Annotated in this window: 21 protein-coding genes, 3 tRNA genes and 2 pseudogenes; 16 read left to right on the forward strand and 10 right to left on the reverse strand. The window is 68.5% G+C overall.

Annotation, left to right across the window (positions count from 1 at the left end; translation table 11 throughout):
• The first annotated feature begins 49 nt into the window (after nt 1-49).
• A complete protein-coding gene (locus ACPWT1_RS01675) occupies nt 50-457 on the forward strand; it encodes a response regulator (RefSeq protein WP_427913704.1) in 408 nt (135 codons plus the stop codon).
• 17 nt (nt 458-474) lie between these two features.
• Here the strand turns inward: ACPWT1_RS01675 and ACPWT1_RS01680 are convergent, their stop codons facing one another.
• The 6 genes from ACPWT1_RS01680 to hrcA form a co-directional block, all read right to left on the reverse strand.
• Nucleotides 475-2,337 (reverse strand): putative bifunctional diguanylate cyclase/phosphodiesterase, encoded by a 1,863-nt coding sequence (locus tag ACPWT1_RS01680; protein WP_427913705.1) that lies wholly within the window; start codon nt 2,335-2,337, stop codon nt 475-477.
• A gap of 230 nt (nt 2,338-2,567) precedes the next feature.
• A complete protein-coding gene (locus ACPWT1_RS01685) occupies nt 2,568-2,837 on the reverse strand; it encodes a phosphopantetheine-binding protein (RefSeq protein ID WP_427913706.1) in 270 nt (89 codons plus the stop codon).
• A 188-nt stretch (nt 2,838-3,025) separates the two neighbouring features.
• A tRNA-Arg gene (locus ACPWT1_RS01690) sits at nt 3,026-3,102 on the reverse strand.
• Nucleotides 3,103-3,147: 45 nt separating this feature from the next.
• Nucleotides 3,148-3,669 carry a hypothetical protein gene (locus tag ACPWT1_RS01695; protein WP_427913707.1) on the reverse strand — a complete coding sequence of 174 codons (522 nt, stop codon included), beginning with the start codon at nt 3,667-3,669 and terminating at the stop codon, nt 3,148-3,150.
• Nucleotides 3,670-3,901: 232 nt separating this feature from the next.
• Nucleotides 3,902-3,978 (reverse strand) — tRNA-Ile (locus ACPWT1_RS01700).
• A gap of 58 nt (nt 3,979-4,036) precedes the next feature.
• Nucleotides 4,037-5,044, reverse strand: coding sequence for a heat-inducible transcriptional repressor HrcA (gene hrcA / locus ACPWT1_RS01705; protein ID WP_427915626.1), 1,008 nt, complete (start codon nt 5,042-5,044; stop codon nt 4,037-4,039).
• A 44-nt stretch (nt 5,045-5,088) separates the two neighbouring features.
• Here hrcA and ACPWT1_RS01710 point away from each other — a divergent pair, with 44 nt between their 5' ends.
• The 3 genes and pseudogenes from ACPWT1_RS01710 to rapZ all read left to right on the forward strand — a co-directional run bounded on the left by ACPWT1_RS01710 (nt 5,089) and on the right by rapZ (nt 8,508).
• Entirely contained in the window at nt 5,089-5,979 is an 891-nt protein-coding gene (locus ACPWT1_RS01710; RefSeq protein WP_427913708.1) for an NAD kinase, read from the forward strand.
• Complete coding sequence (gene recN, locus ACPWT1_RS01715; protein ID WP_427913709.1) at nt 5,976-7,634, forward strand: DNA repair protein RecN; 1,659 nt, start codon at nt 5,976-5,978, stop codon at nt 7,632-7,634. The genes ACPWT1_RS01710 and recN overlap by 4 nt, the downstream gene beginning before the upstream one ends.
• Nucleotides 7,631-8,508, forward strand: a pseudogene (gene rapZ / locus ACPWT1_RS01720) (RNase adapter RapZ). Before recN ends, rapZ begins: the two are co-directional and overlap by 4 nt.
• Here the strand turns inward: rapZ and mutY are convergent.
• The 3 genes and pseudogenes from mutY to mutM form a co-directional block, all read right to left on the reverse strand.
• A complete protein-coding gene (gene mutY / locus ACPWT1_RS01725) occupies nt 8,505-9,539 on the reverse strand; it encodes an A/G-specific adenine glycosylase (RefSeq protein ID WP_427913710.1) in 1,035 nt (344 codons plus the stop codon). The pseudogene rapZ and the gene mutY overlap by 4 nt on opposite strands.
• A pseudogene (locus ACPWT1_RS01730) lies at nt 9,536-11,498 on the reverse strand (dynamin family protein). The gene mutY and the pseudogene ACPWT1_RS01730 overlap by 4 nt, the downstream one beginning before the upstream one ends.
• A 49-nt stretch (nt 11,499-11,547) precedes the next feature.
• Nucleotides 11,548-12,363 carry a bifunctional DNA-formamidopyrimidine glycosylase/DNA-(apurinic or apyrimidinic site) lyase gene (gene mutM / locus ACPWT1_RS01735; protein WP_427913711.1) on the reverse strand — a complete coding sequence of 272 codons (816 nt, stop codon included), beginning with the start codon at nt 12,361-12,363 and terminating at the stop codon, nt 11,548-11,550.
• Between the two features lie 39 nt (nt 12,364-12,402).
• Here mutM and ACPWT1_RS01740 point away from each other — a divergent pair, with 39 nt between their 5' ends.
• The 8 genes from ACPWT1_RS01740 (at nt 12,403) to ACPWT1_RS01775 (ending at nt 18,718) form a co-directional block, all read left to right on the forward strand.
• Nucleotides 12,403-14,142: a tetratricopeptide repeat protein gene (locus ACPWT1_RS01740; RefSeq protein WP_427913712.1), complete on the forward strand. Its 1,740-nt coding sequence runs from the start codon at nt 12,403-12,405 to the stop codon at nt 14,140-14,142.
• The gene (locus ACPWT1_RS01745) at nt 14,139-14,645 is read left to right on the forward strand and encodes an outer membrane lipoprotein LolB (protein WP_427913713.1); all 507 of its coding nucleotides are present in this window, start codon (nt 14,139-14,141) and stop codon (nt 14,643-14,645) included. Before ACPWT1_RS01740 ends, ACPWT1_RS01745 begins: the two co-directional genes overlap by 4 nt.
• A 3-nt stretch (nt 14,646-14,648) precedes the next feature.
• Complete coding sequence (locus tag ACPWT1_RS01750) at nt 14,649-15,515, forward strand: 4-(cytidine 5'-diphospho)-2-C-methyl-D-erythritol kinase (RefSeq protein WP_427913714.1); 867 nt, start codon at nt 14,649-14,651, stop codon at nt 15,513-15,515.
• A 20-nt stretch (nt 15,516-15,535) separates the two neighbouring features.
• Nucleotides 15,536-15,612: transfer RNA gene (locus ACPWT1_RS01755), tRNA-Gln, on the forward strand.
• Between the two features lie 103 nt (nt 15,613-15,715).
• Nucleotides 15,716-16,693, forward strand: coding sequence for a ribose-phosphate pyrophosphokinase (locus ACPWT1_RS01760; RefSeq protein ID WP_427913715.1), 978 nt, complete (start codon nt 15,716-15,718; stop codon nt 16,691-16,693).
• Nucleotides 16,694-16,774: 81 nt separating this feature from the next.
• Nucleotides 16,775-17,488: a 50S ribosomal protein L25/general stress protein Ctc gene (locus tag ACPWT1_RS01765; RefSeq protein WP_427913716.1), complete on the forward strand. Its 714-nt coding sequence runs from the start codon at nt 16,775-16,777 to the stop codon at nt 17,486-17,488.
• An 83-nt stretch (nt 17,489-17,571) separates the two neighbouring features.
• Nucleotides 17,572-18,180, forward strand: coding sequence for an aminoacyl-tRNA hydrolase (gene pth, locus ACPWT1_RS01770; protein ID WP_427913717.1), 609 nt, complete (start codon nt 17,572-17,574; stop codon nt 18,178-18,180).
• A gap of 28 nt (nt 18,181-18,208) precedes the next feature.
• A complete protein-coding gene (locus tag ACPWT1_RS01775; RefSeq protein ID WP_427913718.1) occupies nt 18,209-18,718 on the forward strand; it encodes a hypothetical protein in 510 nt (169 codons plus the stop codon).
• Here the strand turns inward: ACPWT1_RS01775 and ACPWT1_RS01780 are convergent.
• Complete coding sequence (locus ACPWT1_RS01780; RefSeq protein WP_427913719.1) at nt 18,715-19,005, reverse strand: YfhL family 4Fe-4S dicluster ferredoxin; 291 nt, start codon at nt 19,003-19,005, stop codon at nt 18,715-18,717. The two genes, ACPWT1_RS01775 and ACPWT1_RS01780, sit on opposite strands and share 4 nt — an antisense overlap.
• Nucleotides 19,006-19,066: 61 nt before the next feature.
• On the opposite strand from ACPWT1_RS01780, the gene ACPWT1_RS01785 reads away from it, so the two are divergent.
• The 4 genes from ACPWT1_RS01785 to ACPWT1_RS01800 are packed head-to-tail and all read left to right on the forward strand — an operon-like array spanning nt 19,067 to nt 22,708.
• A complete protein-coding gene (locus ACPWT1_RS01785; RefSeq protein ID WP_427913720.1) occupies nt 19,067-20,017 on the forward strand; it encodes an ABC transporter permease in 951 nt (316 codons plus the stop codon).
• 17 nt (nt 20,018-20,034) lie between these two features.
• The gene (locus tag ACPWT1_RS01790) at nt 20,035-20,892 is read left to right on the forward strand and encodes an ABC transporter permease (protein WP_427913721.1); all 858 of its coding nucleotides are present in this window, start codon (nt 20,035-20,037) and stop codon (nt 20,890-20,892) included.
• Between the two features lie 5 nt (nt 20,893-20,897).
• Nucleotides 20,898-21,890: an ABC transporter ATP-binding protein gene (locus ACPWT1_RS01795; RefSeq protein ID WP_427913722.1), complete on the forward strand. Its 993-nt coding sequence runs from the start codon at nt 20,898-20,900 to the stop codon at nt 21,888-21,890.
• Nucleotides 21,887-22,708 carry an ATP-binding cassette domain-containing protein gene (locus ACPWT1_RS01800; protein ID WP_427913723.1) on the forward strand — a complete coding sequence of 274 codons (822 nt, stop codon included), beginning with the start codon at nt 21,887-21,889 and terminating at the stop codon, nt 22,706-22,708. Before ACPWT1_RS01795 ends, ACPWT1_RS01800 begins: the two co-directional genes overlap by 4 nt.
• Nucleotides 22,709-22,742 lie beyond the last annotated feature (34 nt).

Genomic DNA, 22,742 nt, shown 5'->3' on the forward strand with positions numbered 1-22,742 from the left:
GAGCCACGCATAGAGTGTTCACAGCTGAAACCGTCCCTTACCTGCTTCCGTGCCCTCCTGCCTGCGCGCCTTCGTCGTCGAGGACAACGCCACCTTGCGCGAGCAGCTCGTCGGTGCGCTGGAGGAACTCACCTGCGTGCAGGTGATCGGCAGCTGCGGAACAGAGGACGAAGCGCTGGCCTGGCTCGCAACCGGCCAACCCTGGGACCTGCTCATGGTCGACCTGTTCCTGCGCCAGGGCAGTGGCATGGGCCTGGTGCAACGGGTTGCGCCGCGGCAGGCTGAACAACGCCTCGTGGTGTTCAGCAACTACGTGAATGCGGGCGTGCGCAAGCGCTGTGCGCAGCTGGGAGTGGATGCCGTGTTCGACAAGTCCACGGAGATCGACGCGTTGGTCGACTACTGCGCGCGCCGCTGCGCGCAGGTGGCGGCCACGCTGCAGCCGGCCAAGGCCTGAGGGCGCAGGCGCGCAAGTCACGCCAGCGGCCCGTCGCGCTGCAGCAGCAACGCCAGCTTGTCTGCGGGCAGGGGTTCGCTGTAGAGGAAGCCCTGCGCATGGTCGCAGCGCAGCGCGAGCAGCTCGCGCGCCTGCTCGCGCGTTTCAACGCCTTCGGCCACCACCTTCAGGCCAAGGTTGCGAGCCAGGTTCACGCAGGTGCCGACGATGTCCCGGTAAGCGGAGTCGACGGCAATCTTGCGGATGAACGACCGGTCGATCTTCACCTCGTCGATGGGCAGCGTGACGATGTACGCGAGGGACGAGTAACCGGTGCCGAAGTCGTCGATGGCCACCGGGATGCCAAGCGCGCGAACCTGCGTCAGCACGTCGATCGCCTGGTCCATGTTGCCGATCAGCACGCTCTCGGTGACTTCGACACCCAGGGCCGCGGCATTGCCGCCAATGGCCGACAGGGCCTCACCCAGATGCCGCACCAGTTCGCCATGGCGCAACTGTGCGGCCGCCACGTTCACCGCGATGCGGGGCGCCGGCAAACCGGCCGACTGCCAGCGCTGCCAGTCGGCGACGGCGCGCAGCATGATGTGGCGCCCCACCTCGCGGATCAGGCCGGTGGCCTCCATCGCGGGCACGAACTCCGATGGCGGCACGAGTCCGCGCTCCGGGTGCACCCAGCGGATCAGTGCCTCGACGCCGACGATGCGGCGACTGGCCATGTCCACCTTGGCCTGGTAGAAGTTGACGAACTCGTTGCGCTCTAACGCCTGGCGCAACTGCGGCTCCAGCCGGTAGTGCGCACTGGCGGCGGCATCCACGGACTTGTCGAAGAATGCCGCGGGCTCGTCGCGCTCGATGGCCAGCTGCAGCGCGGCGTCGGCCGCGTTCACCACGTCGTCCAGCGTTCGCCCATCGTCGGGAAACGCCGCGAAGCCCAGGTGCACGGGGCAGACGATGGTCAGCCCGCTCACGGTGTAAGGAGCCTGCAGTTCGGCCGACAGATCGGTCGCCTGCATGGCAGCGAACGCATTCGCATCGAGGTCGGGGAAGAACAGCAGGAATAGTCCCCGCTTGATGCGGCCGATGAAGGCCCGGCCCTCCGCCAAGCGTCGCAAGCGGTCCGCCACCTGCGTGAGCAACCCGTCGGCGACCCGGAAGCCGTGCGCGGAACTGATCTGGGTCAGCGCGCGCATGCGCACGAAACAGACCACCCCGCGCGCCGGCTTGGCGGATTCGAACTGGCCTTCGAACTGCAGCCAGTTGGGCAGCCCGGTGAGCCGGTCAGTGCGGGTTGCGATGCGCAGATCCTGCCTCAGCTTCAGCTGGGTGCTCATGGTGCGGGCCAGCGTTTCCAGCTGCGCGCGCTGGGCGGCGGTGAGCGCGCGCGGCACCGAATCCATCACGCACAGCGTGCCCGCGGCGCTGCCATCGCGAGTGCGCAACGGCACGCCCGCATAGAAGCGCACCGGCGGGGACGAGGGCCCGTGGACTCGCGTATCGAACCAGTTGACCTGCGCGGTGTCCGGGATCTCCAGGATTCGCTCGCTGTCGCTGATGGTCCAGGAGCAGAAGCTGCGGCCGCGGGCCACCTCCGTCACCGGGATCCCCACGCGCGCCCGGTACCACTGCCGTTCTGCATCGACGAACGTCAGGGCCGCCATCGGCGTGCCGCAGATCTGGGCCGCCAGTTGCACGATGCCCTCGTCCACGTCCTCGGCCGGCGTGTCCATGACGCGCAGTTCAGCCAGGTGGGACAGGCGCTCGGCCTCGTCGGACGGCACCAGTGCCGCCGTGTGCAGCGTGCCCGGCACCAGCGACAGCCGGGCTGCCGTACCGCCGTTCGAACGCGTCAGCGCCCGTCGCAGGATCGGTGCGATTTCCATGTGCAGGGTCCTCGCGGCCACCTTTCCCAACGCCACTCCCCGCCCGGGAAGTTGTGAGGAAAGTTATCAACGTGCGGCGAATGTAAGAACTGCCGAGTTGGCCGCCGTGTCAGCCGTCGCGCGGTAGACCTGTAGGACAGCGCCCAGCGCGTGACATCCGTCCGCTCTGGTCGGGGTGAGCTTTCTCAGCCCCCAGCATTGCGGCAGGCCAGCCGCATCGCGTGCGCGTCTCAGCGGGCGCGGTGCGCTGCGATGTGGTCGCAGAGGCTGGCGAGGGACGCGAAGATCTTCTCGTTGTCGGCATCGTCGGCGCGGAGCTGGACCCCGTAGCGCTTGGAGACCACGAGGGACACCTCGAGGATGTCGATCGAATCGAGTCCCAGGCCGTCGCCATAAAGCGGCGCCGCAGGGTCGATGTCCCCGGGAGCGATCTCCAGGTTCAGTTCGGTGACCAGCAGGCTGGCCACTTCGTGCAGCAACTCGGTGTCGGCAGTCTTCATGGGCGCGCTCGGAGGCGCCTGTCGGTCAGGCGCAAAGGGTGCAGGCAGTTTATCAACGCGACCGTGGGCCGCTCCGTGTCGGTCCACGCACCCGGCCATCGAGGTACCTGTGCACGGCCGACCTGCGGCGCGGCCGCGTCGGGCCAAGAAAACGGCACCAGCAGCCGTGCTGCTGGTGCCGTCAAGTGTGGTGCGGCTGGCAGGATTCGAACCCACGACCCCTTGGTTCGTAGCCAAGTACTCTATCCAACTGAGCTACAGCCGCGCAGCCCGCAAGTATAGCAGCTGCCGGGCCCCCGCCCGGCGCCGGCTACCAATCCTGGCGCGTGGGCTCGAAATCGGGGTGCTGCGGCGCCATGGCGCGGTCAGCGTCCTGCTGCGCGAAGAGCCGCTGCAGTTCTTCCCTCATCTTGCGGTCCGCGGCCGCTGCGCTGGCTGCTGCTGCCGCTGCATTGGCGGCGCTGACCAGGGGCGCCGGCGCCGACACCACGTCGCGACTCTCGAGCCAGCTGCCCGGCTCGGGCAGGCGCGGATGCGGCGTGGGATCGACCAGCTGGAACTGCCACGAGAAGCCGCGCAACCACGTGTGCGCCAGCGGTTCGACGGCGAGCAGGCGCTGCTCGAAATCTTCCTGGAACGCGAGGAACAGCTTCGGCAGCCGATCGTCCCAGTGCTGGACTAGCAGGCGCACGTGCAGCGGATTCCCAGGGCCGGGCATCTCGACGGCCTCGGCGCCGATCCAATGCACGGGGATGCCATTGCGGCTGAGGCTCTGCCGCAGGGCCAGGCGCAGCAACTCGCGGCGCATGTTGGCGGGCGGGATGGAGGACATGGGCGGAGGCGTGGCGGGCGCGCGAGAAGCGGCCTTGCGCGGCCGGCTCGAACCACTGCCCGGTATTCCGAACAGCTTGCTGAAGAACCCCATGGCTGATCGCCCTCCTCGCCGGGTCTGGCCCGGTCTGTGGCGCTCAACTATAGGGGAGCGGCTTAAGCAATGCCAGAGGGAGGTCCAGCGGTGATGCGTCCGCGCATCTGGGCCGCGACGTGTCGTGCAAGCGTGGGGCTGGTAGGGCGTGCTGGACTTGAACCAGCGACCAAGGGATTATGAGTCCCCTGCTCTGACCAACTGAGCTAACGCCCCACTCGCGCCGATTGTAGGGAGCCGCTTGCATCGGCCGGCGCCGTGCCGATGCGCGAGGTCACCCCTTCTGGTGGCTGAGAGCGTTGCTCACCAGCCGCGACGTGATGTCGACGATCTGGATCATGCGGTCGTACGGCATGCGAGTGGGGCCTATCACGCCGAGCGTGCCGACCACCTGGCCATCGACTTCGTACGGAGCACTGACCACGGACAGTTCCTCGAACGGCACCACCTGGCTTTCGCCGCCGATGAAGATGCGCACGCCCGCGGCCTGGCTGGAGATGTCGAGCAGGCGCATCAGCTGCGTCTTCTGCTCGAACAGCTCGAACGCCTTGCGAAGGTGCGACATGTCGCTGGAGAAGTCGGACACCGACAGCAGGTTGCGCTCGCCGGAGATCACGACGTCGTCATGGGCCTGGTTCATCGCCTCGGAGCTGGCATCCACCGCCGTCTGCATCAGCTGCACGATCTCGCCTCGCAGCTCCTCGACCTCGGTCTTCAGCCGCTCGCGCACCTGCTCGATGGCCATCCCGGCGAAGTGCGAGTTGATGTAGTTGGCCGCCTCCACCAGTTGCTGCTGCGTGTAGTCGGTTTCGGTGAAGACAACCCGGTTCTGCACGTCCCCATCCGGCGACACGATGATGACGAGGTAGCGGCGCGGTGAGAGCTTCAGGAACTCGATATGCCGGAACACCGAACTGCGCCTCGGCGCCATCACCACGCCCACGAACTGGGACAGGTTCGACAGCAGCTGCGCGGCATTCGCGATCACGCGCTGCGGCTGGTCGGGCGGAAGGCTGGGCGCGGTGAACTGCTCGCGTTGCACGGTGAGCATGGTGTCCACGAACAGGCGATAGCCGCGCGCGGTGGGGATGCGCCCGGCCGAGGTATGCGGGCTCGCAATGAGACCCAGCTCCTCGAGGTCCGACATCACGTTGCGGATGGTGGCCGGCGACAGCTCGAGTCCGGAGGCCCGCGACAGCGTTCGCGAGCCCACCGGTTGCCCGTCGGCGATGTAGCGCTCGACCAGCGCTTTCAACAACAACTTGGCACGGTCATCGAGCATGGTGAGCGGGGGTTGCAATCATTTTAATGATGTAATTTGCATTGATGACACTCCTGTTCCGCCAGGTTGCGCTGATCGGCAAGTACCACGCCGTCGCCGGCGGGGCAGCCGGCAGTCGCGCCGCGCTGGAGGACATCGCCAGCTTCCTGGTCGCCGAGGGCTGCCAGGTGTTCCTGGAACACGACACGGCCACGGCATCGGGCATGGTGGGCTATCCCGTGCTCGACGTCGCCGGCATCGGCGCGCAATGTGACGTCGGACTGGTGGTGGGCGGCGACGGCACCATGCTGGGCATCGGCCGCCAGCTTGCCAGCTTCGGCGTGCCCCTCATCGGCATCAACCAGGGTCGCCTCGGGTTCATCACTGACATCCCGCTCGACAACTACCGCCAGGTGCTCGCGGCCATGCTGCGCGGTGAGCACGAGGAAGACCGGCGCACGATGATGCAGGCCTGCGTCATGCGTGGCGGCGATTGCGTGTTCAAGGCGCTCGCCATGAACGACGTGGTGGTCAACCGCGGCGCCACCTCCGGCATGGTCGAACTGCGCGTGGAGGTCGATGGGCACTTCGTGGCCAACCAGCGCGCCGACGGCCTGATCGTGGCATCGCCCACGGGGTCGACGGCCTATGCGCTCTCGGCGGGAGGGCCGCTGCTGCACCCTTCCAACCCGGTGTGGGTGCTGGTGCCGATCGCGCCGCACACCTTGTCCAACCGGCCGATCGTGCTGCCCGACAGCGGCGAGATCGCCATCGAACTGGTGGCCGGGCGCGACGCCAGTGCCAATTTCGACATGCAGTCCCTGGCATCCCTGCTGCACGGCGATCGCATCCTGGTTCGCCGCTCGGAACACCAGGCCCGGTTCCTGCACCCCAGGGGCTGGAGTTACTACGACACGCTGCGCAAGAAGCTGCACTGGAACGAGGGGGGATCGTGAGCCTCAAGCGCATCACGTTGCGCGACTTCGTCATCGTCCGCGAGCTCGAGCTCGACCTGGGCGACGGCTTTTCCGTCCTGACCGGCGAGACCGGCGCGGGCAAGTCCATCCTGGTCGATGCGCTGCAACTGGCGCTCGGCGCGCGCGCCGATGCGGGGGTGGTGCGCGAAGGCGCCGCCCGGACCGAGATCGGCGCCGAATTCGACAACGTTGCGGCCTTGTCAGGCTGGCTGGACGAAGCAGGCTTCGAGGCCGGCGAGTCGCTGCTGCTGCGGCGGACCATCGATAGCCAAGGGAAGAGCCGCGCCTGGATCAACGGCAGTCCCGCCACGGCGACGCAACTGCGCGAACTGGGCGAGCGGCTGGTCGACATCCACGGCCAGCATGCGTGGCAGAGCCTCACGCGGCCAGAGGCCGTGCGCGACCTGCTCGATGCCTACGCCGGCGTTTCGACAGCTCCGCTGCAGCAGCTGTGGCAGGCGTGGCGCAGCGCACAGAAAGCGCTGGTCGACGCGCGCCAGGCGCAGGACACGCTGCAACGCGAACGCGAGCGTCTGGCCTGGCAGATCGGCGAGGTCGACAAGCTCGCGCCGGGAATGGACGAATGGGACGGCCTGAATGCCAGCCACACGCGGCTGTCGCATGCGCAGGCGCTGCTCGAAGCCGCGCGCGGTGCCCTGGAGTCGCTCGAAGGCGAGGACGGCAGCGCGACGTCGTTGCTGACGCAGGCGCATGCAGGGCTGCAGGGGCAGGAGCACCTGGAGCCCGAATTCCGCGCCATCGCCGAGGTGCTGTCTTCCAGCCTCGCGCAGGCGGAAGACGCTGCGCATTCGCTGCACGCGTACCTGCGCAAGACCGACCTCGATCCTGACCGGCTGGCCGAACTGGACGAGCGCATGGGCCTCTGGGTGTCGCTGGCACGCCGCTACAAGCGGACGCCTGCGGAACTGCCCGCGTTACTGGCAAGCTGGAAGGACGAGCTCGCCCGCCTGGATGCAGCCGCCGACCTGGCAGCCCTGGATGCCGCAGAGAAGCGGGAAGGCCAGGCCTACACGGCAGCCGCCACGAAACTGTCCAAGGCGCGCGCGAAAGCGGCCCCACAACTTGCCAGGGCCATCACGCAGGCGATGCAGGGCCTGGGCATGCAGGGCGGCCGCTTCGAAGTGTCACTGCAACCGCTGCCCCAGCCCGGGCAGGACGGCCTCGACGATGTGTCGTTCCTTGTGGCGGGCCATCCGGGCGCAACGCCGCGACCCGTGGGCAAGGTCGCCTCCGGCGGCGAACTCTCGCGCATTGCGCTGGCCATCGCGGTCACCACCAGCCAGCTGGGCACGGCGCAGACGCTGATCTTCGACGAGGTCGACGCCGGCGTGGGCGGAGCCGTGGCGGAAACAGTCGGGCGCCTGATGAAGCAACTCGGCCGCGATCGCCAGGTGCTGGCCGTCACGCACCTGCCGCAGGTGGCGGCCTGCGCCGACCATCATCTGGTGGTGGCCAAGCAAGCAGAACGCGCCGGCACCACCAGCTCGGTCGCGCCCGTGCAGGGCGAGCAGCGCGTCGCCGAAGTCGCGCGCATGCTGGGCGGCGAGCGCCTGTCGGGGACGACGCTGGCCCACGCCAAGGAGATGCTCGGCAGCGGCGCGGGTGCGCCATGACGCTCGATCTCGTCCTCATCACCGGCATGTCCGGCTCGGGCAAGTCGGTGGCACTGCGGGCGCTCGAGGATGCAGGCTACTACTGCGTCGACAACCTGCCCCCGGAGCTGCTGCTGCCCTTCGTCGACCTGGAACAGGCCAACGCGGGCAAGCACGTCGCCATTGCGATGGACGTGCGCAGCGCCACGTCGCTGCCGCTGGTGCCCACGCAACTGCGCGAACTGCGGTCGCGCGGCGTGCACATCCGTTCGCTGTTCCTCGATTCCACTACCGACACGCTGGTGCGACGTTTCTCGGAGACGCGGCGCCGCCACCCCTCTCGCGCCAGGGCGAGCAGGACAGCGACCCGCTGCTGCGGCAGCGCGCGCTGGTCGATGCCATCGAACTCGAACGCGAACTGCTGGCCGACCTGCGCGAGCAGGCCCATGTCATCGACAGCAGCACGATCCGGCCCGCCCAGCTGCAGTCCGACGTCAAGACGCTGCTGTCCGCGCCGGCCAGCCAGCTCACGCTGGTGTTCGAGTCCTTCGCCTTCAAGCGCGGGATTCCGGTGGATGCCGACTACGTCTTCGATGTTCGGATGCTGCCCAACCCGCACTACGAGCCGGCCCTGCGCGACCTGACCGGGCTGGATCGGCCCGTGGCCGAATTCCTGCGAGCCCAGCCCAGCGCCCAGCGCATGTACGAAGACATCGAGCGCTTCCTGCAGCAGTGGCTGGATCCGCTCGCCCGCGACCAGCGCAGCTACGTCACGGTCGCCATCGGCTGCACGGGCGGCCAGCACCGGTCGGTGTACCTGGTCGAGCGGCTCGCGTCCACGTTCAAGACGCGCTGGACGACGCTCAAGCGCCATCGCGAGCTGGAGCGCTCCTAGCCCCCCAGCAATCTGCGCACGGGCGCAGGCAGGCCCAGCGCCGGCCACTGCTGCGGCGTGAACCAGCCGCCCTCTTGCCGACGCAATGCTTTCCGGTGCACGCGTGCCTGCACGGGATGCAGGTGCAGGTCCTTGTGCGTGAGGACGTGGACGAACGCGGATTCGTCTCGTGCGTCGTCGCGCGCGCTCTCCGGCAATGACTGCGCGAGTGCCTCGCGCGAGTCGAACACTGGCAGGCAATACAGCCCCGCCCACACGCCCGGCGTCGGGCGCTTCTCGAGCCAGATGGCGCCGTCTGTGGCCTGCGCCTGCAGCAGCCAGAGCGATTGGGACGAGCGCTTCAGCTTGCGGGTCTTCACGGGGAAGCGCTCGGGATCGCCTTGCACCAGGCCTCGACACGAGGCCTGCAACGGGCACAGCAGGCAGTTGGGATTGCGAGCCAGGCACACCGTGGCCCCGAGATCCATCAGGCCCTGCGTGTAGGCGGGCATCTCGTCCGACGTGTCCGGCACCAGGGCGTTGGCTCGGTCCCAGAGGGCCTTTTCGCTGGCGCTGCTCGCGAGGTCGGCGTCGAAGGCCAGAACGCGCGTCAGCACGCGTTTGACGTTGCCGTCCAGGATGGCCGTCCGCTCACCGAAACAGAACGCTGCGATTGCAGCCGCCGTGGACCGTCCGATGCCCGGCAACCGTCGCAAGCCTTCGCTTGTCGACGGGAACGAACCGCCGTGCAGGGCCGCGACATCCTGCGCGCACCGGTGCAGGTTGCGCGCGCGGCTGTAATAGCCCAGGCCGCTCCACAACGCGAGCACTTCATCGAGCGGCGCGGCGGCCAACGCCTGCACGTGCGGGAAGCGCGCGAGGAACCGGTCGTAGTAGCCCAGGACCACGGAGACCTGGGTCTGCTGCAGCATGATCTCCGACAGCCATACGCGATAGGGATCGCGGGTGTTCTGCCAGGGAAGGAGGTGGCGGCCGTGCGATCGCTGCCAGCGCACCACGTCCCCGGCAATGCCCGAGGACGCGACGGTCATGCGCGTTTGCGTTCGGGCTCGGGTGCGACGGCTGCCTCGCTCGGCGTGGAGACCAGGTGGGCCGTGAGCTCGGACCAGCTTGGCATCGAGCTCGTCGATCGCGGTTTCCTGCGATTCGATCTCGCCGATGCGGTCGTCCAGGCCGCTGGCCGCCTGCTGGATGCGCTCGATGGCCTCCAGGCGGCGCGTGAAGTTGCGGCGGCGCTCGCGCAGCTGTGCATCCAGCTGCGCGGCCGCGGCCTTGTTCCACAGTTCCACCTCGCCGAGCGCGGACTCGTACACGACCCGCAGGCGCGTGGCCAGCGCGCGCACCAGGCGATCGGCGAACTCGGGTTGCGCGAGCCGCAACGCATTGCCGACCCCCAGGTACTGCTGGTGGCTGCGCTCGACGAGCTCGAGATCGCGCTCGTAGCGGGCGAGGTCCGGCTCCTTGGGCGGCTGGAGCGAGAACCCGTACTCGGCGTTCAGCTGGCGGAAGGTGCCCGTCAGCATGGACTGGATCTCGTTGCTGGTGGACTGCGCCTTGCGCAGGCCCTCGCGCAGGCGATCGAACGTGAGCGCGTAGGCGCGTCGCACGCCCAGCTTGATGCCGGGCTGGCGCAACTGCTTGGTGAGCTCGGCCATCTCGGTCTTCATCGTGGCCGTGCCGAGCATCGCGAACACTTCACGCAGCAGCTTCAGATGGACCGAACGCACCGCGTGGATCTTCGCGCCGCTGACGTCGAAGTCGCGCTGCTCCTGCTCGATGCGCGACCGCATGTGGCGGATCACCGAGGTGTTCTTGCCCCGCAGGCCCTTGAGTTCCTGCATCTGCTCGGCGAGATCGCGACGGCGGATGTTCAGCGCGCGGCCCGCTTCGGTGCGCAGCTCCGCGATGTTGGTGGCGACCGCACCGCGCAGGATCTTCTGCCGCTGGCCCATGACGCCCTCGCCGAGCGCCTTCTCCAGCGTCGGCAGGTTGCTCGACGCCAGCAGTTCGGCGTCGTTGTTCACCTTGGCGACCAGCGCCTTCTGCGCCGAAACCGGGATGACCTGGTCCTTCGAGATGCCGAGAATCTCGGCCGAGTTGGCACGCTGGCGGTCGATCTGCGCCTGCACCTGGGCCTCGGTACTGAGCGAGTCCCACATGGTGTCGATCTTGTTCAGGACCACCAGGTGCGAGCCGCCGTCGTCGCTGTCCGTGATCAGGTGCTCCTTCCAGATCGCCAGGTCGGACTTGGTGACGCCGGTATCCGCGGCCAGGATGAAGACGACCGCATGGGCCTGCGGGATCAGGTTGACTGTCAGCTCAGGCTCGGCACCTATAGCGTTGAGGCCCGGCGTGTCGAGGATCACCAGACCCTGCTTGAGCAGCGGGTGCGCGATATTGATCAGGGCGTGGCGCCAGCGCGGAATCTCCACCAGGCCGTCGGCGCCCACCATCGGGTTGTCCTCGGGCGAGTCGTCGTGCCACAAGCCCAGCGCGCGGGCTTCGTCCTTGCTGACATGGCGAACTTCAGAGACCTTCTCGAAGGCCTGCGCGAGCTGGTCCGGATCGTTGACATCCAGGTCCAGGCGGGTCCACTTCTCGGGCGCCAGCCGCCACTCCATCAGCGGTTGCGGCTGCAGGCGGGTCTCGATCGGCAGCAGGCGCAGGCAGGGCGGCACCTCGGCGTCGTAGCCCAGTTCGGTCGGGCACATCGTGGTACGGCCGGCACTGGCGGGCATGATCCGGCGCTTGTAGCCGGCGAAGAAGATCGCGTTGATCAACTCCGACTTGCCGCGCGAGAACTCGGCGACGAAGGCCACCATGACCTTGTCCGAGCGCACCTGCGTCTCGAGGCGGCGCAGCCGCTCCTCGATGGCGGCGTCCAGCAGCTCGTGGTCCTTCAGCCACTCGGACAGCAACTTCAGGCGCAGCGCGAACTCACGCCGCCACGCACCATGCTGGTCGAATTGTTCGTTGAAGGAAGTGCCCACTACGTCCCCGTCTGCTCTGAATGACTATACATCGAGCCCAGCCGTGCCGTTACGGTTTCTGGCAACTCGGGCAGTAGAACGTTGCGCGTTGTCCCTGACGGATGCCGCGGATCACGGTGCCGCAGGTCCGGCATGGCTGCCCCGCCCGCCCGTAGACCATCGCCTCGAGCTGGAAGTAGCCAGACTCGCCGTTGGCATTGGAGAAGTCGCGCAGGGTGCTGCCGCCCTTCTGCACGGCGCGCGCGAGCACGTCGCGGATGGCCGCATGCAGCTTGCGCGCACGCGGCCGGCTCAGGCGCGAGGCGCTGAGTGTCGGACGGATGCCCGCCAGGAACAGCGCTTCCGACGCATAGATATTCCCGACGCCCACCACGACGTCGCCGGCCAGCAGCACCTGCTTCACCGGCGCGCGCCGCTTGCGCAAGGCACTGTGGAAGGCGGCTTCGTCGAAAGCATCGCCCAGGGGCTCGACACCCAGGCTGCCCAGCAGCTTGGCCGCTTCGCCTGCGTCCTCGCGCGTCGCGTAGACGACCGCGCCGAAACGGCGCGGGTCGTTCAGGCGCAGCACGCCACGGGTGGTGACCAGGTCGAAGTGGTCGTGCGCGCCGGGTTCGGGCACGTCTTCGGCGAACACCACGCTGCCCGACATGCCCAGGTGCAGCAGCAGGACGCCGTCGTCCAGGTCCAGCAGCAGGTACTTGCCACGCCGCCGTACGCGCTGCACGGTGCGGCCTTCGAGCTCCTGCGGCAGCACACCCAAGGGCCAGCGAAGGGGCTTGCCGAGCCGGACCTCCTGGATGCGGGCGCCCGCGATGCGATCGGCAAAACTGAGGCGCGTGACCTCGACTTCGGGTAATTCGGGCATCGCTGCTGGCGCTGGGGGGCTTGGCTTATTATGGTTTGGATGAAATCCAGACTGCGCTTCCTTCAGGGTGCGGTGCTGCTGCTGGCACTGGCGCAGGCCGGGCACGCACAGGCCGCCGCAACGGAAACGACGGACCCGCCACCGACACCGAGCGCACTCGACGCCGAACTGTTCTACGAGCTCCTGCTGGGCGAGTTGAACGTCCAGGGCACCGAGCCGGCCGCCGGCTTCGCCCTGGTGCTCGATGCGGCGCGGCGCACCAACGATCCGGCGCTGTACCAACGCGCCGTCGAGATCGCCTTCCAAGGCCGCTCGGGCGACGCGGCGTTGCAGGCCGCCCGGGCCTGGAAGCAGGCGTTCCCCGAGTCGCGGGAAGCCAATCGCTACGTGCTGCAGATCCTGCTGGCACTCAATCGGGTCGCCGAGAGCGCCGAGCCGCTCAAAGCCGAACTCGCGATGGTCGACCCCAAGGAGCGCGCCGCCGTCCTGGGAGCCATTCCCCGTCTGTATGCGCGCGTCAGCGACAAGAAGCTGGCCGCCAACGTGGTGGAACGCGCGCTGGCTGAGGCCGTTGCCCAACCGGCCACCGCGGCAGCCGCCTGGACCACCATCGGCCGTGTGCGGCTTGCCGCTGCCGACGAAGCTGGTGCGCTCGACGCCGCCAAGCGCGCGCAGGCCGCGGATCCCAAGGCGGAGGCCCCCGTCCTGCTTGGCCTGGAACTGATGGATCCCAGGCAGCCGCAGGCCGAGGCGATCGTGCGCCGCTATATCGATGACAAGCCCCTCCCCGAACTTCGCATGGGCTACGCCCGCGCTCTGCTCGACGCGCAGCGGTATGCCGAGGCACGGCAGCAGCTGCAGCTGGTCACGAGCGAGAAGCCGGAGCTTGCCGAGGCGTGGCTGGCACTCGGCACGCTGCAGATGCAGGACAACCAGCTGGCGCCGGCCGAAGCTTCGCTGAAGCGCTATGTCGAAATGGCGCAGACCCAGCGCGGCCCGGAAGAACGCAGCCGCGGCATGGCGCAGGCGTACCTGGTGCTGTCGCAGATCGCCGAGAAGCGGCGTGACTATGCTGGCGCCAATGCGTGGCTGGACAAGATCGAGAACTCGCAGGATCTCGTGCTGGCGCAGAGCCGCCGCGCCTCCATCCTCGCCGCGCAGGGCCGGATGGACGATGCGCGCAAGCTGATTCGCGCGCTGCCCGAGCGCAACCCGAATGACCAGCGCATGAAGCTCAACGCCGAGGTGCAGCTGCTGCGCGACAACAAGCAATACAAGGCAGCTTACGACCTGCTGGCCGGAGCGATCGCCAAGGAGCCGCGCGATTATGACCTGCTGTACGACCAGGCGATGCTGGCCGAGAAGCTGGACAGGCTGCCGGAGATGGAGCGCCTGCTGCGCGAGGTGATCGCGCTCAAGCCCGACTACCACCACGCCTACAACGCGCTGGGCTTCTCGCTCGCCGATCGCGGCGTGCGGCTGCCCGAGGCCAAGCAGTTGATCCAGAAGTCGCTCGAATACGCGCCGGGCGACCCGTACATCAGCGACAGCCTGGGCTGGGTCGAATACAAGTTGGGCAACAAGGGCGAGGCGCTGCGCATTCTCGACACGGCGTACAAGGCGCGTCCCGACCCCGAGATCGCCGCGCACCTGGGCGAGGTGCTCTGGAGCGTGGGCGAGCGCGATCGCGCACAGGCGGTCTGGCGCGAAGGCCTGATGATCGGCGCCGACAACGACACCCTGCAGGAGACGCTGCAGCGCCTGCACGTCAAGCCATGACCAGGGCGGCGGCCGCAGGGCGGCTCGGCGCGTTCTGCATGGTCCTGCTGCTGGCGGCTTGCGCAACGCCCCAGCGTACCGCCGCTCCGGCGATGCCCGGCGACGTCCTCCGAACCGGGCGCCTGGCGCTCTCGGTGCAGGACCAGCCGGGCCAGTCGTTCTCCGCAGGATTCGAGCTTCGCGGGCAACCAGCCGCCGGCGAACTGACGTTGCTGAATCCGATCGGCAGCACGGTGGCCGTGCTGCACTGGCGGCCCGGCAGTGCGACACTGCAGGCACAGGGCCGACCGCCCCAGCAGTTCCCGTCGCTCGATGCCATGGTCCAGCAAGCGACTGGCGCCACCGTTCCGGTCGCCGCCTTGTTCGACTGGCTCGCGGGCGTGCCCACGCCGGTGCCGGGCTGGGAGCCGGACCTTTCCAGCCTTCCGGATGGCCGCGTCCGCGCGCACCGCGTGCAGCCGCCGCCCGAAGCGGACTTGCGGGTCGTCCTGGACCCTTCGTGAGCGATGCGCGCGCTGTACGACCTGGCGGCACCGGCCAAGCTCAACCTGTTCCTGCATGTGATCGGACGCCGGGCCGACGGATACCACCTGCTGCAGTCCGTCTTCGTTTTGCTCGACTGGCACGACACGCTGCACGTCGAGAAGCGGCCTGGACCCGCGCTGAGCCGTGAGGACCTCGGTGCGCCGGTGCCGGTGGACGACCTTGTCCTGCGCGCCGCACGCGCCCTGCAGGACGCAACTGGATGTACGAGTGGCGCGCACCTGCTGCTGGACAAGCGACTACCGGTGCAGGCCGGCATGGGCGGAGGCTCGTCCGACGCGGCGACCTGCCTCCTGGCCTTGAACCGGTTGTGGGGCACGGGCCTGCCGCTGCCCGCGCTCGAGCGCATCGGCCTGCGCCTGGGGGCGGATGTGCCGTTCTTCCTGCGCGGCCGTGCGGCCTGGGTCGAGGGCATCGGAGAGAAGATCCAGCCGATCACGGTGCCTGAAGCGCGATTCGTCGTGGTCAAACCTCCCTTGGGACTCGAAACGCCGGCGATCTTTGCCCACCCTGAGCTTCGCCGGGACAGCCAGCCTGCTATACTCTCGGGCTTTGCTGCAGACCCGTTGCAGTTCGGCCGCAATGACCTGCAGCCGGTGGCCCAAAGGCTGTGCCCGCAAGTGGGCGAGGCGGTGTCCTGGTTGGCATCGCATGGCCTGCAGGGCCGCATGACGGGCTCAGGAAGCGCGGTGTTCGCGGTCCTCGGGACCGGGCAGGTGCTGCCGTCCAAGCCGGCCGAATGGGCTGACTGGACGGTTCGGGAATGCAGCAGCATGGAGGTCCACCCCCTGGCGGGATGGGCCCCCAGCGACAATTCGGTGGGGCGTTGATCGCAACGAGCCACCCGTGTAGGGGAGTCGCCAAGTTGGTTAAGGCACCGGATTTTGATTCCGGCATGCGAGGGTTCGAGTCCTTCCTCCCCTGCCAAGATTTCGGGTCGCACCCGGTTCGAGGCACCGCCGAGTTCGGCGCTTCGATTGACGAAACAGTGTCCGACCCCAACCACCTTCTCTGATCGCTGGGTCCTTCGATGCAGGCTCTCCCGCACCCCGATTTCATGGTGTTCACCGGCAACGCCAATCCCGACCTCGCGGCCGAGATTGCGGGGCACCTGGGCATCTCGCTCGGCGCCGCCAGCGTGGGCCGCTTCTCGGATGGCGAAGTCACGGTGGAGATCAACACCAACGTGCGCGCCCGCGACGTGTTCGTGGTCCAGTCCACCTGCGCGCCGACGAACGAGAACCTGATGGAACTGCTGATCATGGTCGACGCGCTCAAGCGCGCCTCGGCCGAGCGGATCAGCGCCGTCATTCCCTACTTCGGCTACGCCCGCCAGGATCGCCGCCCCCGCAGCTCGCGCGTGCCGATCTCGGCCAAGGTGGTGGCCAACCTGCTGCAGACGGTCGGTGTCTCGCGCGTCCTCACGATGGATCTGCACGCGGACCAGATCCAGGGCTTCTTCGACATTCCGGTGGACAACATCTATGCGTCGCCGGTGCTGCTGTCCGACGTGCGCAGCAAGAGGTACGAGGACCTGATCGTGGTTTCGCCGGACGTCGGCGGCGTGGTGCGCGCCCGCGCGCTGGCCAAGCAACTGGGCACCGACCTGGCCATCATCGACAAGCGCCGGCCGCGGGCCAACGTCAGCGAGGTGATGCACGTCATCGGCGAGATCGACGGCCGCAACTGCGTGATCATGGACGACATGATCGACACCGCCGGCACGCTGGTGAAAGCGGCCGAGGTGCTGAAGGAGCGCGGCGCCAAGAAGGTCTACGCCTACTGCACGCACGCCATCTTCTCCGGCCCCGCCATCGACCGCATCGCCAAGGGCGGCGCGCTCGACGAGGTGGTGGTCACCAACACGATCCCGCTGTCCGACGCCGCGCGCGGCTGCAGCAAGATCCGCCAGCTCACCGTGGCGCCGCTGATCGCCGAGACGATCCAGCGCATCGCCAAGGGTGACTCGGTGATGAGTTTGTTCTCGGAGCAGGAGAACCTGTTCTGAGACATTGAGCGGCGCGACGATCCCGTCGCGCCTTTTGAAACGGAGCCACACTGGTCGCGGTGGGCTCTCCAAGGAGTGAACATGAAATTCGTCGCTTTCGAGCGCACAAAGCAGGGTACGGGTGCGAGCCGCCGTCTGCGCAACACGGGCAAGACGCCCGGCATCGTCTATGGCGGCGAAGGCCAGCCGCAGCTGATCGAACTCGATCACAACGCCCTGTGGCACGCCCTGAAGAAGGAAGCGTTCCACTCCACCATCCTCGAGATGGAACTGGGCGGCAAGGTCAGCAAGGTCCTGCTGCGCGACGTGAACATGCACCCGTTCAAGCAACTGGTGCAGCACATCGACTTCCAGCGCGTCGACGCCAAGACCAAGCTGCACATGAAGGTGCCGCTGCACTACGTGAAGGCCGAGGAGTCGCAGGCCGTCAAGTTCGAGCACTGCGTGGTCAACCACGTGATCTCCGAGCTCGAGATCACCTGCTTCCCGGGCGACCTGCCCGAGTTCATCGAGGTCGACCTCTCCGGCCTGAAGAAGGGCGTGTCGCTGCACCTGTCCGAAGTCAAGCTGCCCAAGGGCGTGACCCCGGTGCTGCGCGGCAAGAAGGACCCGGTGCTGGTCTCCGTGGTCGCCACGGCCGCCGAGGAAGCTCCTGCCGAAGGCGCCGCCGTTCCGGCGGCAGACGCGAAGGCTGCCGCACCGGCCAAGGCTGCGGCTCCCGCCAAGGACGCCAAGGCCGCGCCCGCGAAGGACGCCAAGGCTGCCGCGCCCGCCAAGGCCGCTGCCAAGAAGTAAGCCCCTTCAGCTGAAGGACAAGGGCCCGCTTCGGCGGGCCCTTTGCATTGGGGCTGCGCATTGCGAGCCCTTACCATCGGCGGATGATCAAGTTGTTCGTCGGCCTGGGCAATCCCGGCCCCGAGTACGAGGCCACGCGGCACAACGCCGGTTTCTGGTGGGTGGATGCGCTCGCGCGCGACCTGAAGCTGCACCTTGCGCACGACAAGGGCTACCACGGCCTGGTGGCTCGTGGCACGGTGCATGGCCAGACGGTCTGGCTGCTGGAGCCGCTGACTTTCATGAACCTCTCGGGCCGCTCGGTCGCGGCCCTGGCCCGGTTCTACAAGATCGCGCCCGAGGAAATCCTCGTGGTCCACGACGAGCTCGATGTCGTCCCCGGCCAGGCCAAGCTCAAGTTCGGCGGCAGCCACGCGGGCCACAACGGCCTGCGCGACATCCATGCCCAGCTGGGCACCGGCGACTACTGGCGCCTGCGCGTGGGCATCGGCCACCCCGGCGTGAAGGCCGAGGTGGTGAACTGGGTGCTGAAGAAACCGTCGCCCGAGCAGCGCGAGCAGATCGAGGGCTGCATCGAACGCACCCTGAAGGCCACGCCCGCGCTCCTGGCCGGCGAGATGGACAAGGCGACATTGATCGTCCACACGAGCAAGCCTCCGCGGCCGAAACCGCCACGTCCGCCGGAGGCCTGACCTGTCGATGGCGGGAGGGAGGATTCCGATGCCACTCGCAAGATTCGTTCTGATCTCGCTGCTGTCCGGCGTGGGCTGCTGCGCGGTCCACGCCCAGGCCATCTACCGCTGCGGCGACAGCTATTCGCAGCAGCCCTGTGCCGGCGGAAGGCAGCTGGAGCCCGGCGCGCCACCGCCGTCCGCGGCCGACCGGTCGCAGGCGGCCGCGCACGTCGCGCGCGACGCACGGCTTGCCGACACGTTGGAGAGAGACCGCACCCGGCGCGAAGCCCAGGCCGGCCAGGCGTCAGTCGTGTTGCCGTCTCCGGAACCCGAACAATTCGAGCCGCACAAGTCGCCCGAGAAGGCTGCCACGCGCAAGCTGGACATGTTCACCGCCAGCGTCCCGGGCAGTCGCACGCCCAAGGCGAAGCCGGCGAAGAAGGCGGCCCCCAAGGAAACGAAGACTGCCGCGGACAGGAAGAGCGGCTCGGTGTCGGGAGCCAGCGGCAAGACGGCACAGCCGGTGAAGACCGCCGCAGCCGCGGCCAAGCCCTAGCGAGATTCGGCGGCGGGATCCGCGACAGGATCCGGATCGCCCTTGCCGGTCAGCCGCCGGTACTTCTGCCACAAGGTCTCGCGGTCCTCGGGCCAGGCCGGGTCGTTGGGGATGCAGGCCACGGGGCACACCTGCACGCACTGCGGCTGGTCGAAGTGGCCCACGCACTCGGTGCACTTGCGCGGGTCGATGACGTAGATCTCGGGGCCGAGCGAGATGGCCTCGTTGGGGCACTCGGGCTCGCACACGTCGCAATTGATGCACTCGTCGGTGATCATCAATGCCATGCCGTGGGTCCTCTGGGATTGCGCTTGCGTCAGGGGGTGATCTGGCATTATCCGCGGCTTCATGAGCGTCTTCCTCCTCAAGCGCCTGATCACCCTGGTTGCGACGCTGATTGCGACCTCCATCGTGGTGTTCCTGGTGCTGGAGGTGCTCCCCGGGAACGCAGCCCAGATCCTGATGGGCCCCGACGCCGACCCGCAGGCCGTGCAAGCGCTCGCCGTCCAGCTGGGCCTCGATCGCCCAGGGCTGGAGCGCTACGGGCACTGGGTCGCGGGCCTGCTCACTGGCGACCTGGGCAACAGTTACGCGTACAGCACGCCGGTGGCCGACCTGCTGCGCGAGCGCCTTGCCCTCACGGTGCCGCTGGCGGTGATGGCGATGGCGCTCACTGCGGCCATCGCGCTGGTTGCGGGCGTCTACGCGGCGGCCCGCCACGACAAGCCCGGCGATGTCGGCGTGATGGCCCTGTCGCAGGTGGGCATCGCGATCCCGAACTTCTGGTTCGCGATCCTGCTGATCCTGCTGTTCTCGGTGCACCTGAAGTGGTTCTCGGCCGGCGGGTTTCCGGGCTGGGGCGAAGGCCTGCTGCCCGGAGTGCGCGCGCTGATCCTGCCGGCGATTGCGCTGGCGGTGGTGCAGGCGGCGATCCTGGCGCGCATCACGCGCTCGGCGGTGCTGGACGTGCTGCGCGAAGACTTCGTGCGCACCGCGCGCGCCAAGGGACTGTCCGAGCGCGGAACGCTGTGGGGCCACGTGCTGCGCAACGCCATGATCCCCGTCATCACCGTGATGGGCCTGCAGTTCGCCGAACTGCTCGCCGGCACCATCGTGGTCGAGAGCGTGTTCTACCTGCCAGGCCTGGGCCGGCTGATCTTCCAGTCGATCTCCAACCGCGACCTGATCGTGGTGCGCAACTGCGTGATGCTGCTGGCCTCGATGGTCATCGCCGTCAACTTCGCCGTCGACCTGCTCTACGCGGCAATCGACCCGCGCGTGAAGGCGAGCGACCTGTGAGCGCGGTGCCTCCAGTGATGGCGATTCCGCTGGCATCCGTGCCGGGCTTCTGGCAGCGCGCGCTGCATCACCGCAGCTTCCTGCTCGGGGCGCTGCTGAGCCTGCTGGTCCTCGGCGCCGCCATCCTGTCGCTCGTGTGGACGCCGCATTCCGCCTACGACGTGGACGTCGGCGCCAGGCTGCTGCCCCCCAGCGGAACCCACTGGCTCGGCACCGACGCCTTCGGCCGTGACGTCCTGTCGCTGCTGCTGGTCGGTGCCCGCGCCTCCATCGCTGTCGGCGTCATCGCGGTGGGCATCGGCCTCGCGATCGGCACCGTGCTGGGCCTGCTCGCGTCCGCGCGCCGCGGCTGGGTCGAGGAGGTGATCATGCGCATCGCCGACTTCGGCTTTGCCTTCCCGGCCATCCTGTCCGCGATCATGCTCACGGCGGTGTTCGGGCCCGGGATGGTCAACGCCATCATCGCCATCGGCATCTACAACATCCCGACGTTCGCCCGCATCACGCGCGCTTCGGCCAATGCGATCTGGAGCCGCGAGTTCGTGCTGGCCGCCCGATCGTGCGGCAAGGGAGCCGCCAGCATCACGCTGGACCACGTGCTGCCCAACATCGCCTCGGTGCTGATCGTGCAGGCCACGATCCGGTTCGCCATCGCGATCCTCGCCGAGGCGGCGCTCTCCTATCTCGGGCTGGGCACGCAGCCGCCGCAGCCCTCGTGGGGGCGCATGCTCGCCGAGGCGCAGACGCTGATGTTCGAGGCGCCCCGCCTGGCCGTGTATCCCGGCCTGGCCATCGCGGTCGCCGTGCTCGGATTGAACCTGCTGGGCGATGGCCTGCGCGACCTGCTCGATCCGCGCCTCGCGCGCAGGCGCTAGCGACGATGGCGCTTCTCGAGGTCCAGGGCTTGCAAGTGGCGCTGCAGACGCAGCGCGGATCGGCGCGCGCAGTGCGCGACGTCTCATTCACCCTGGACCGCGGCGAGACGCTGGGCTTGGTGGGCGAGTCCGGTTGCGGCAAGTCGATCACCGCGATGGCGCTGCTGGGACTGCTGCCCGAGCATGCACAGGTCAGCGGCAGCATCCGGCTGGACGGACAGGAACTCGTGGACCTGGGTGAACCCGGCCTGCGCGCGCTGCGGGGCGACCGCATCGGGATGGTGTTCCAGGAACCGATGACGGCGCTCAACCCGGTCCACACCATCGGCGACCAGGTCGCCGAACCGTTGCGGCTGCATCGGGGCATGTCGCGCGCCGCGGCGCGGCAGGAGGCGATCGCCCTGCTGGAGCGCGTCGGCATTCCGGATGCGCGGCGTCGCGTCGACGGCTATCCGCACCAGTTCTCCGGTGGGCAGCGCCAGCGCATCACCATCGCGATGGCCCTGGCCTGCGGGCCGGACCTGCTGATCGCCGACGAGCCGACGACGGCCCTGGACGTCACCGTGCAGCAGCAGATCCTCGCGTTGATCCGCGAACTCGTCGCCGAGCGCGGGCTGGCGCTGCTGCTGATCTCGCACGACCTTGGCGTGGTGGCGCAGAACGTGGCGCGGCTGCTCGTGATGTACGGCGGCTCCGTGGTCGAGAGCGGGCCGACCGCGGAGGTCTTCGCCCGTCGCAGCCATCCCTACACGCTGGGCCTGTTCGGGGCCAGGCCCAGGCTGGGTGGCCAGCGGGGTGTGCGGCTGGCCACCATTCCCGGCACGGTGCCCGAGCTGCCCGAGCTGCCGCCAGGCTGTCCGTTCGCCGGCCGCTGCGCCTTCACCATCGCGGCCTGCAACGACACGGTGCCGCCGCCGGTTCCCGTGGGGCCGGGCCACCAAGCACGCTGCATCCGGCTGGATGCGGTCGCTGCGGCCAGGCAGTCGGGAGTGGCATGAGCACGCCCCTTTTGCAGGTCGAGGATCTCGCGCGGACGTACCGGTTGCCGCGTGAAAGGCTGCGCGGGCCGGCACCCGTGGTGCACGCCCTGCAGGGCGTGAGTTTCACGATCGAGGCCGGCCGCAGCCTGGGCATCGTGGGCGAGTCGGGCTCAGGCAAGTCGACGCTGGCACGGCTGGTGATGGCCCTGGATCGACCCAGCGCGGGCCGCGTGCTGATGGATGGCCGCGACCTGCACCAACTCCCCGCCGGTGAATTACGACAGGCGCGCCGCGACTTCCAGATGGTTTTCCAGGATCCGTATGGCTCGCTGGATCCGCGGCAGACCGTCGAGCGCATCGTCACCGAGCCGCTCACGGCGCAAGGCTCCATTGCCGGGACTGAACGCCATCGGCGAGCCGCGGAGGTGCTCGATTCCGTGGGCCTGCGGTCCAGCGACCTTGCGAAGTACCCGCACGAATTCTCTGGCGGCCAGCGGCAGCGCATCGCCATCGCGCGCGCCCTGGTCACGCGGCCGCGGCTGATCGTGGCCGATGAGCCGGTGAGCGCGCTCGACGTCTCCGTGCAGGCCCAGGTGCTGAACCTGATGCAGGATCTGCAAGCGGAGTTCGGCGTCACGTACCTGCTGATCAGCCATGACCTGGCGGTGGTGCACCACCTGTGCGACGACGTGGCGGTGCTCCGGGAAGGACGCATCGTCGAACAGGGGCCGCCGGAGCGCCTCTTCGCCGACGCGCAGCATCCGTACACGCGTGCGCTGGTCGCAGCGGTGCCACGCGCCCAGCCGCCCGCGCCGTCCACACCCGGGCTTCCCTGATTGCCGCAGCGCCGCCGTGGCCGAGAATCGCCGG

The sequence above is a fragment of the Ramlibacter sp. MMS24-I3-19 genome, assembly GCF_050320135.1.
Taxonomy (GTDB): Bacteria; Pseudomonadota; Gammaproteobacteria; order Burkholderiales; family Burkholderiaceae_C; genus Ramlibacter.

Coding starts and splice junctions, on each gene's coding strand:
- ACPWT1_RS01680 (WP_427913705.1), bottom strand. CDS start 2,337: ATGGAAATCGCACCGATCCTGCGACGGGCGCTGACGCGTTCGAACGGC.
- ACPWT1_RS01685 (WP_427913706.1), bottom strand. CDS start 2,837: ATGAAGACTGCCGACACCGAGTTGCTGCACGAAGTGGCCAGCCTGCTG.
- ACPWT1_RS01695 (WP_427913707.1), bottom strand. CDS start 3,669: ATGTCCTCCATCCCGCCCGCCAACATGCGCCGCGAGTTGCTGCGCCTG.
- hrcA (WP_427915626.1), bottom strand. CDS start 5,044: ATGCTCGATGACCGTGCCAAGTTGTTGTTGAAAGCGCTGGTCGAGCGC.
- ACPWT1_RS01710 (WP_427913708.1), top strand. CDS start 5,089: ATGACACTCCTGTTCCGCCAGGTTGCGCTGATCGGCAAGTACCACGCC.
- mutY (WP_427913710.1), bottom strand. CDS start 9,539: ATGACCGTCGCGTCCTCGGGCATTGCCGGGGACGTGGTGCGCTGGCAG.
- mutM (WP_427913711.1), bottom strand. CDS start 12,363: ATGCCCGAATTACCCGAAGTCGAGGTCACGCGCCTCAGTTTTGCCGAT.
- ACPWT1_RS01740 (WP_427913712.1), top strand. CDS start 12,403: ATGAAATCCAGACTGCGCTTCCTTCAGGGTGCGGTGCTGCTGCTGGCA.
- ACPWT1_RS01745 (WP_427913713.1), top strand. CDS start 14,139: ATGACCAGGGCGGCGGCCGCAGGGCGGCTCGGCGCGTTCTGCATGGTC.
- ACPWT1_RS01750 (WP_427913714.1), top strand. CDS start 14,649: ATGCGCGCGCTGTACGACCTGGCGGCACCGGCCAAGCTCAACCTGTTC.
- ACPWT1_RS01760 (WP_427913715.1), top strand. CDS start 15,716: ATGCAGGCTCTCCCGCACCCCGATTTCATGGTGTTCACCGGCAACGCC.
- ACPWT1_RS01765 (WP_427913716.1), top strand. CDS start 16,775: ATGAAATTCGTCGCTTTCGAGCGCACAAAGCAGGGTACGGGTGCGAGC.
- pth (WP_427913717.1), top strand. CDS start 17,572: ATGATCAAGTTGTTCGTCGGCCTGGGCAATCCCGGCCCCGAGTACGAG.
- ACPWT1_RS01775 (WP_427913718.1), top strand. CDS start 18,209: ATGCCACTCGCAAGATTCGTTCTGATCTCGCTGCTGTCCGGCGTGGGC.
- ACPWT1_RS01780 (WP_427913719.1), bottom strand. CDS start 19,005: ATGGCATTGATGATCACCGACGAGTGCATCAATTGCGACGTGTGCGAG.
- ACPWT1_RS01785 (WP_427913720.1), top strand. CDS start 19,067: ATGAGCGTCTTCCTCCTCAAGCGCCTGATCACCCTGGTTGCGACGCTG.
- ACPWT1_RS01790 (WP_427913721.1), top strand. CDS start 20,035: ATGGCGATTCCGCTGGCATCCGTGCCGGGCTTCTGGCAGCGCGCGCTG.
- ACPWT1_RS01795 (WP_427913722.1), top strand. CDS start 20,898: ATGGCGCTTCTCGAGGTCCAGGGCTTGCAAGTGGCGCTGCAGACGCAG.
- ACPWT1_RS01800 (WP_427913723.1), top strand. CDS start 21,887: ATGAGCACGCCCCTTTTGCAGGTCGAGGATCTCGCGCGGACGTACCGG.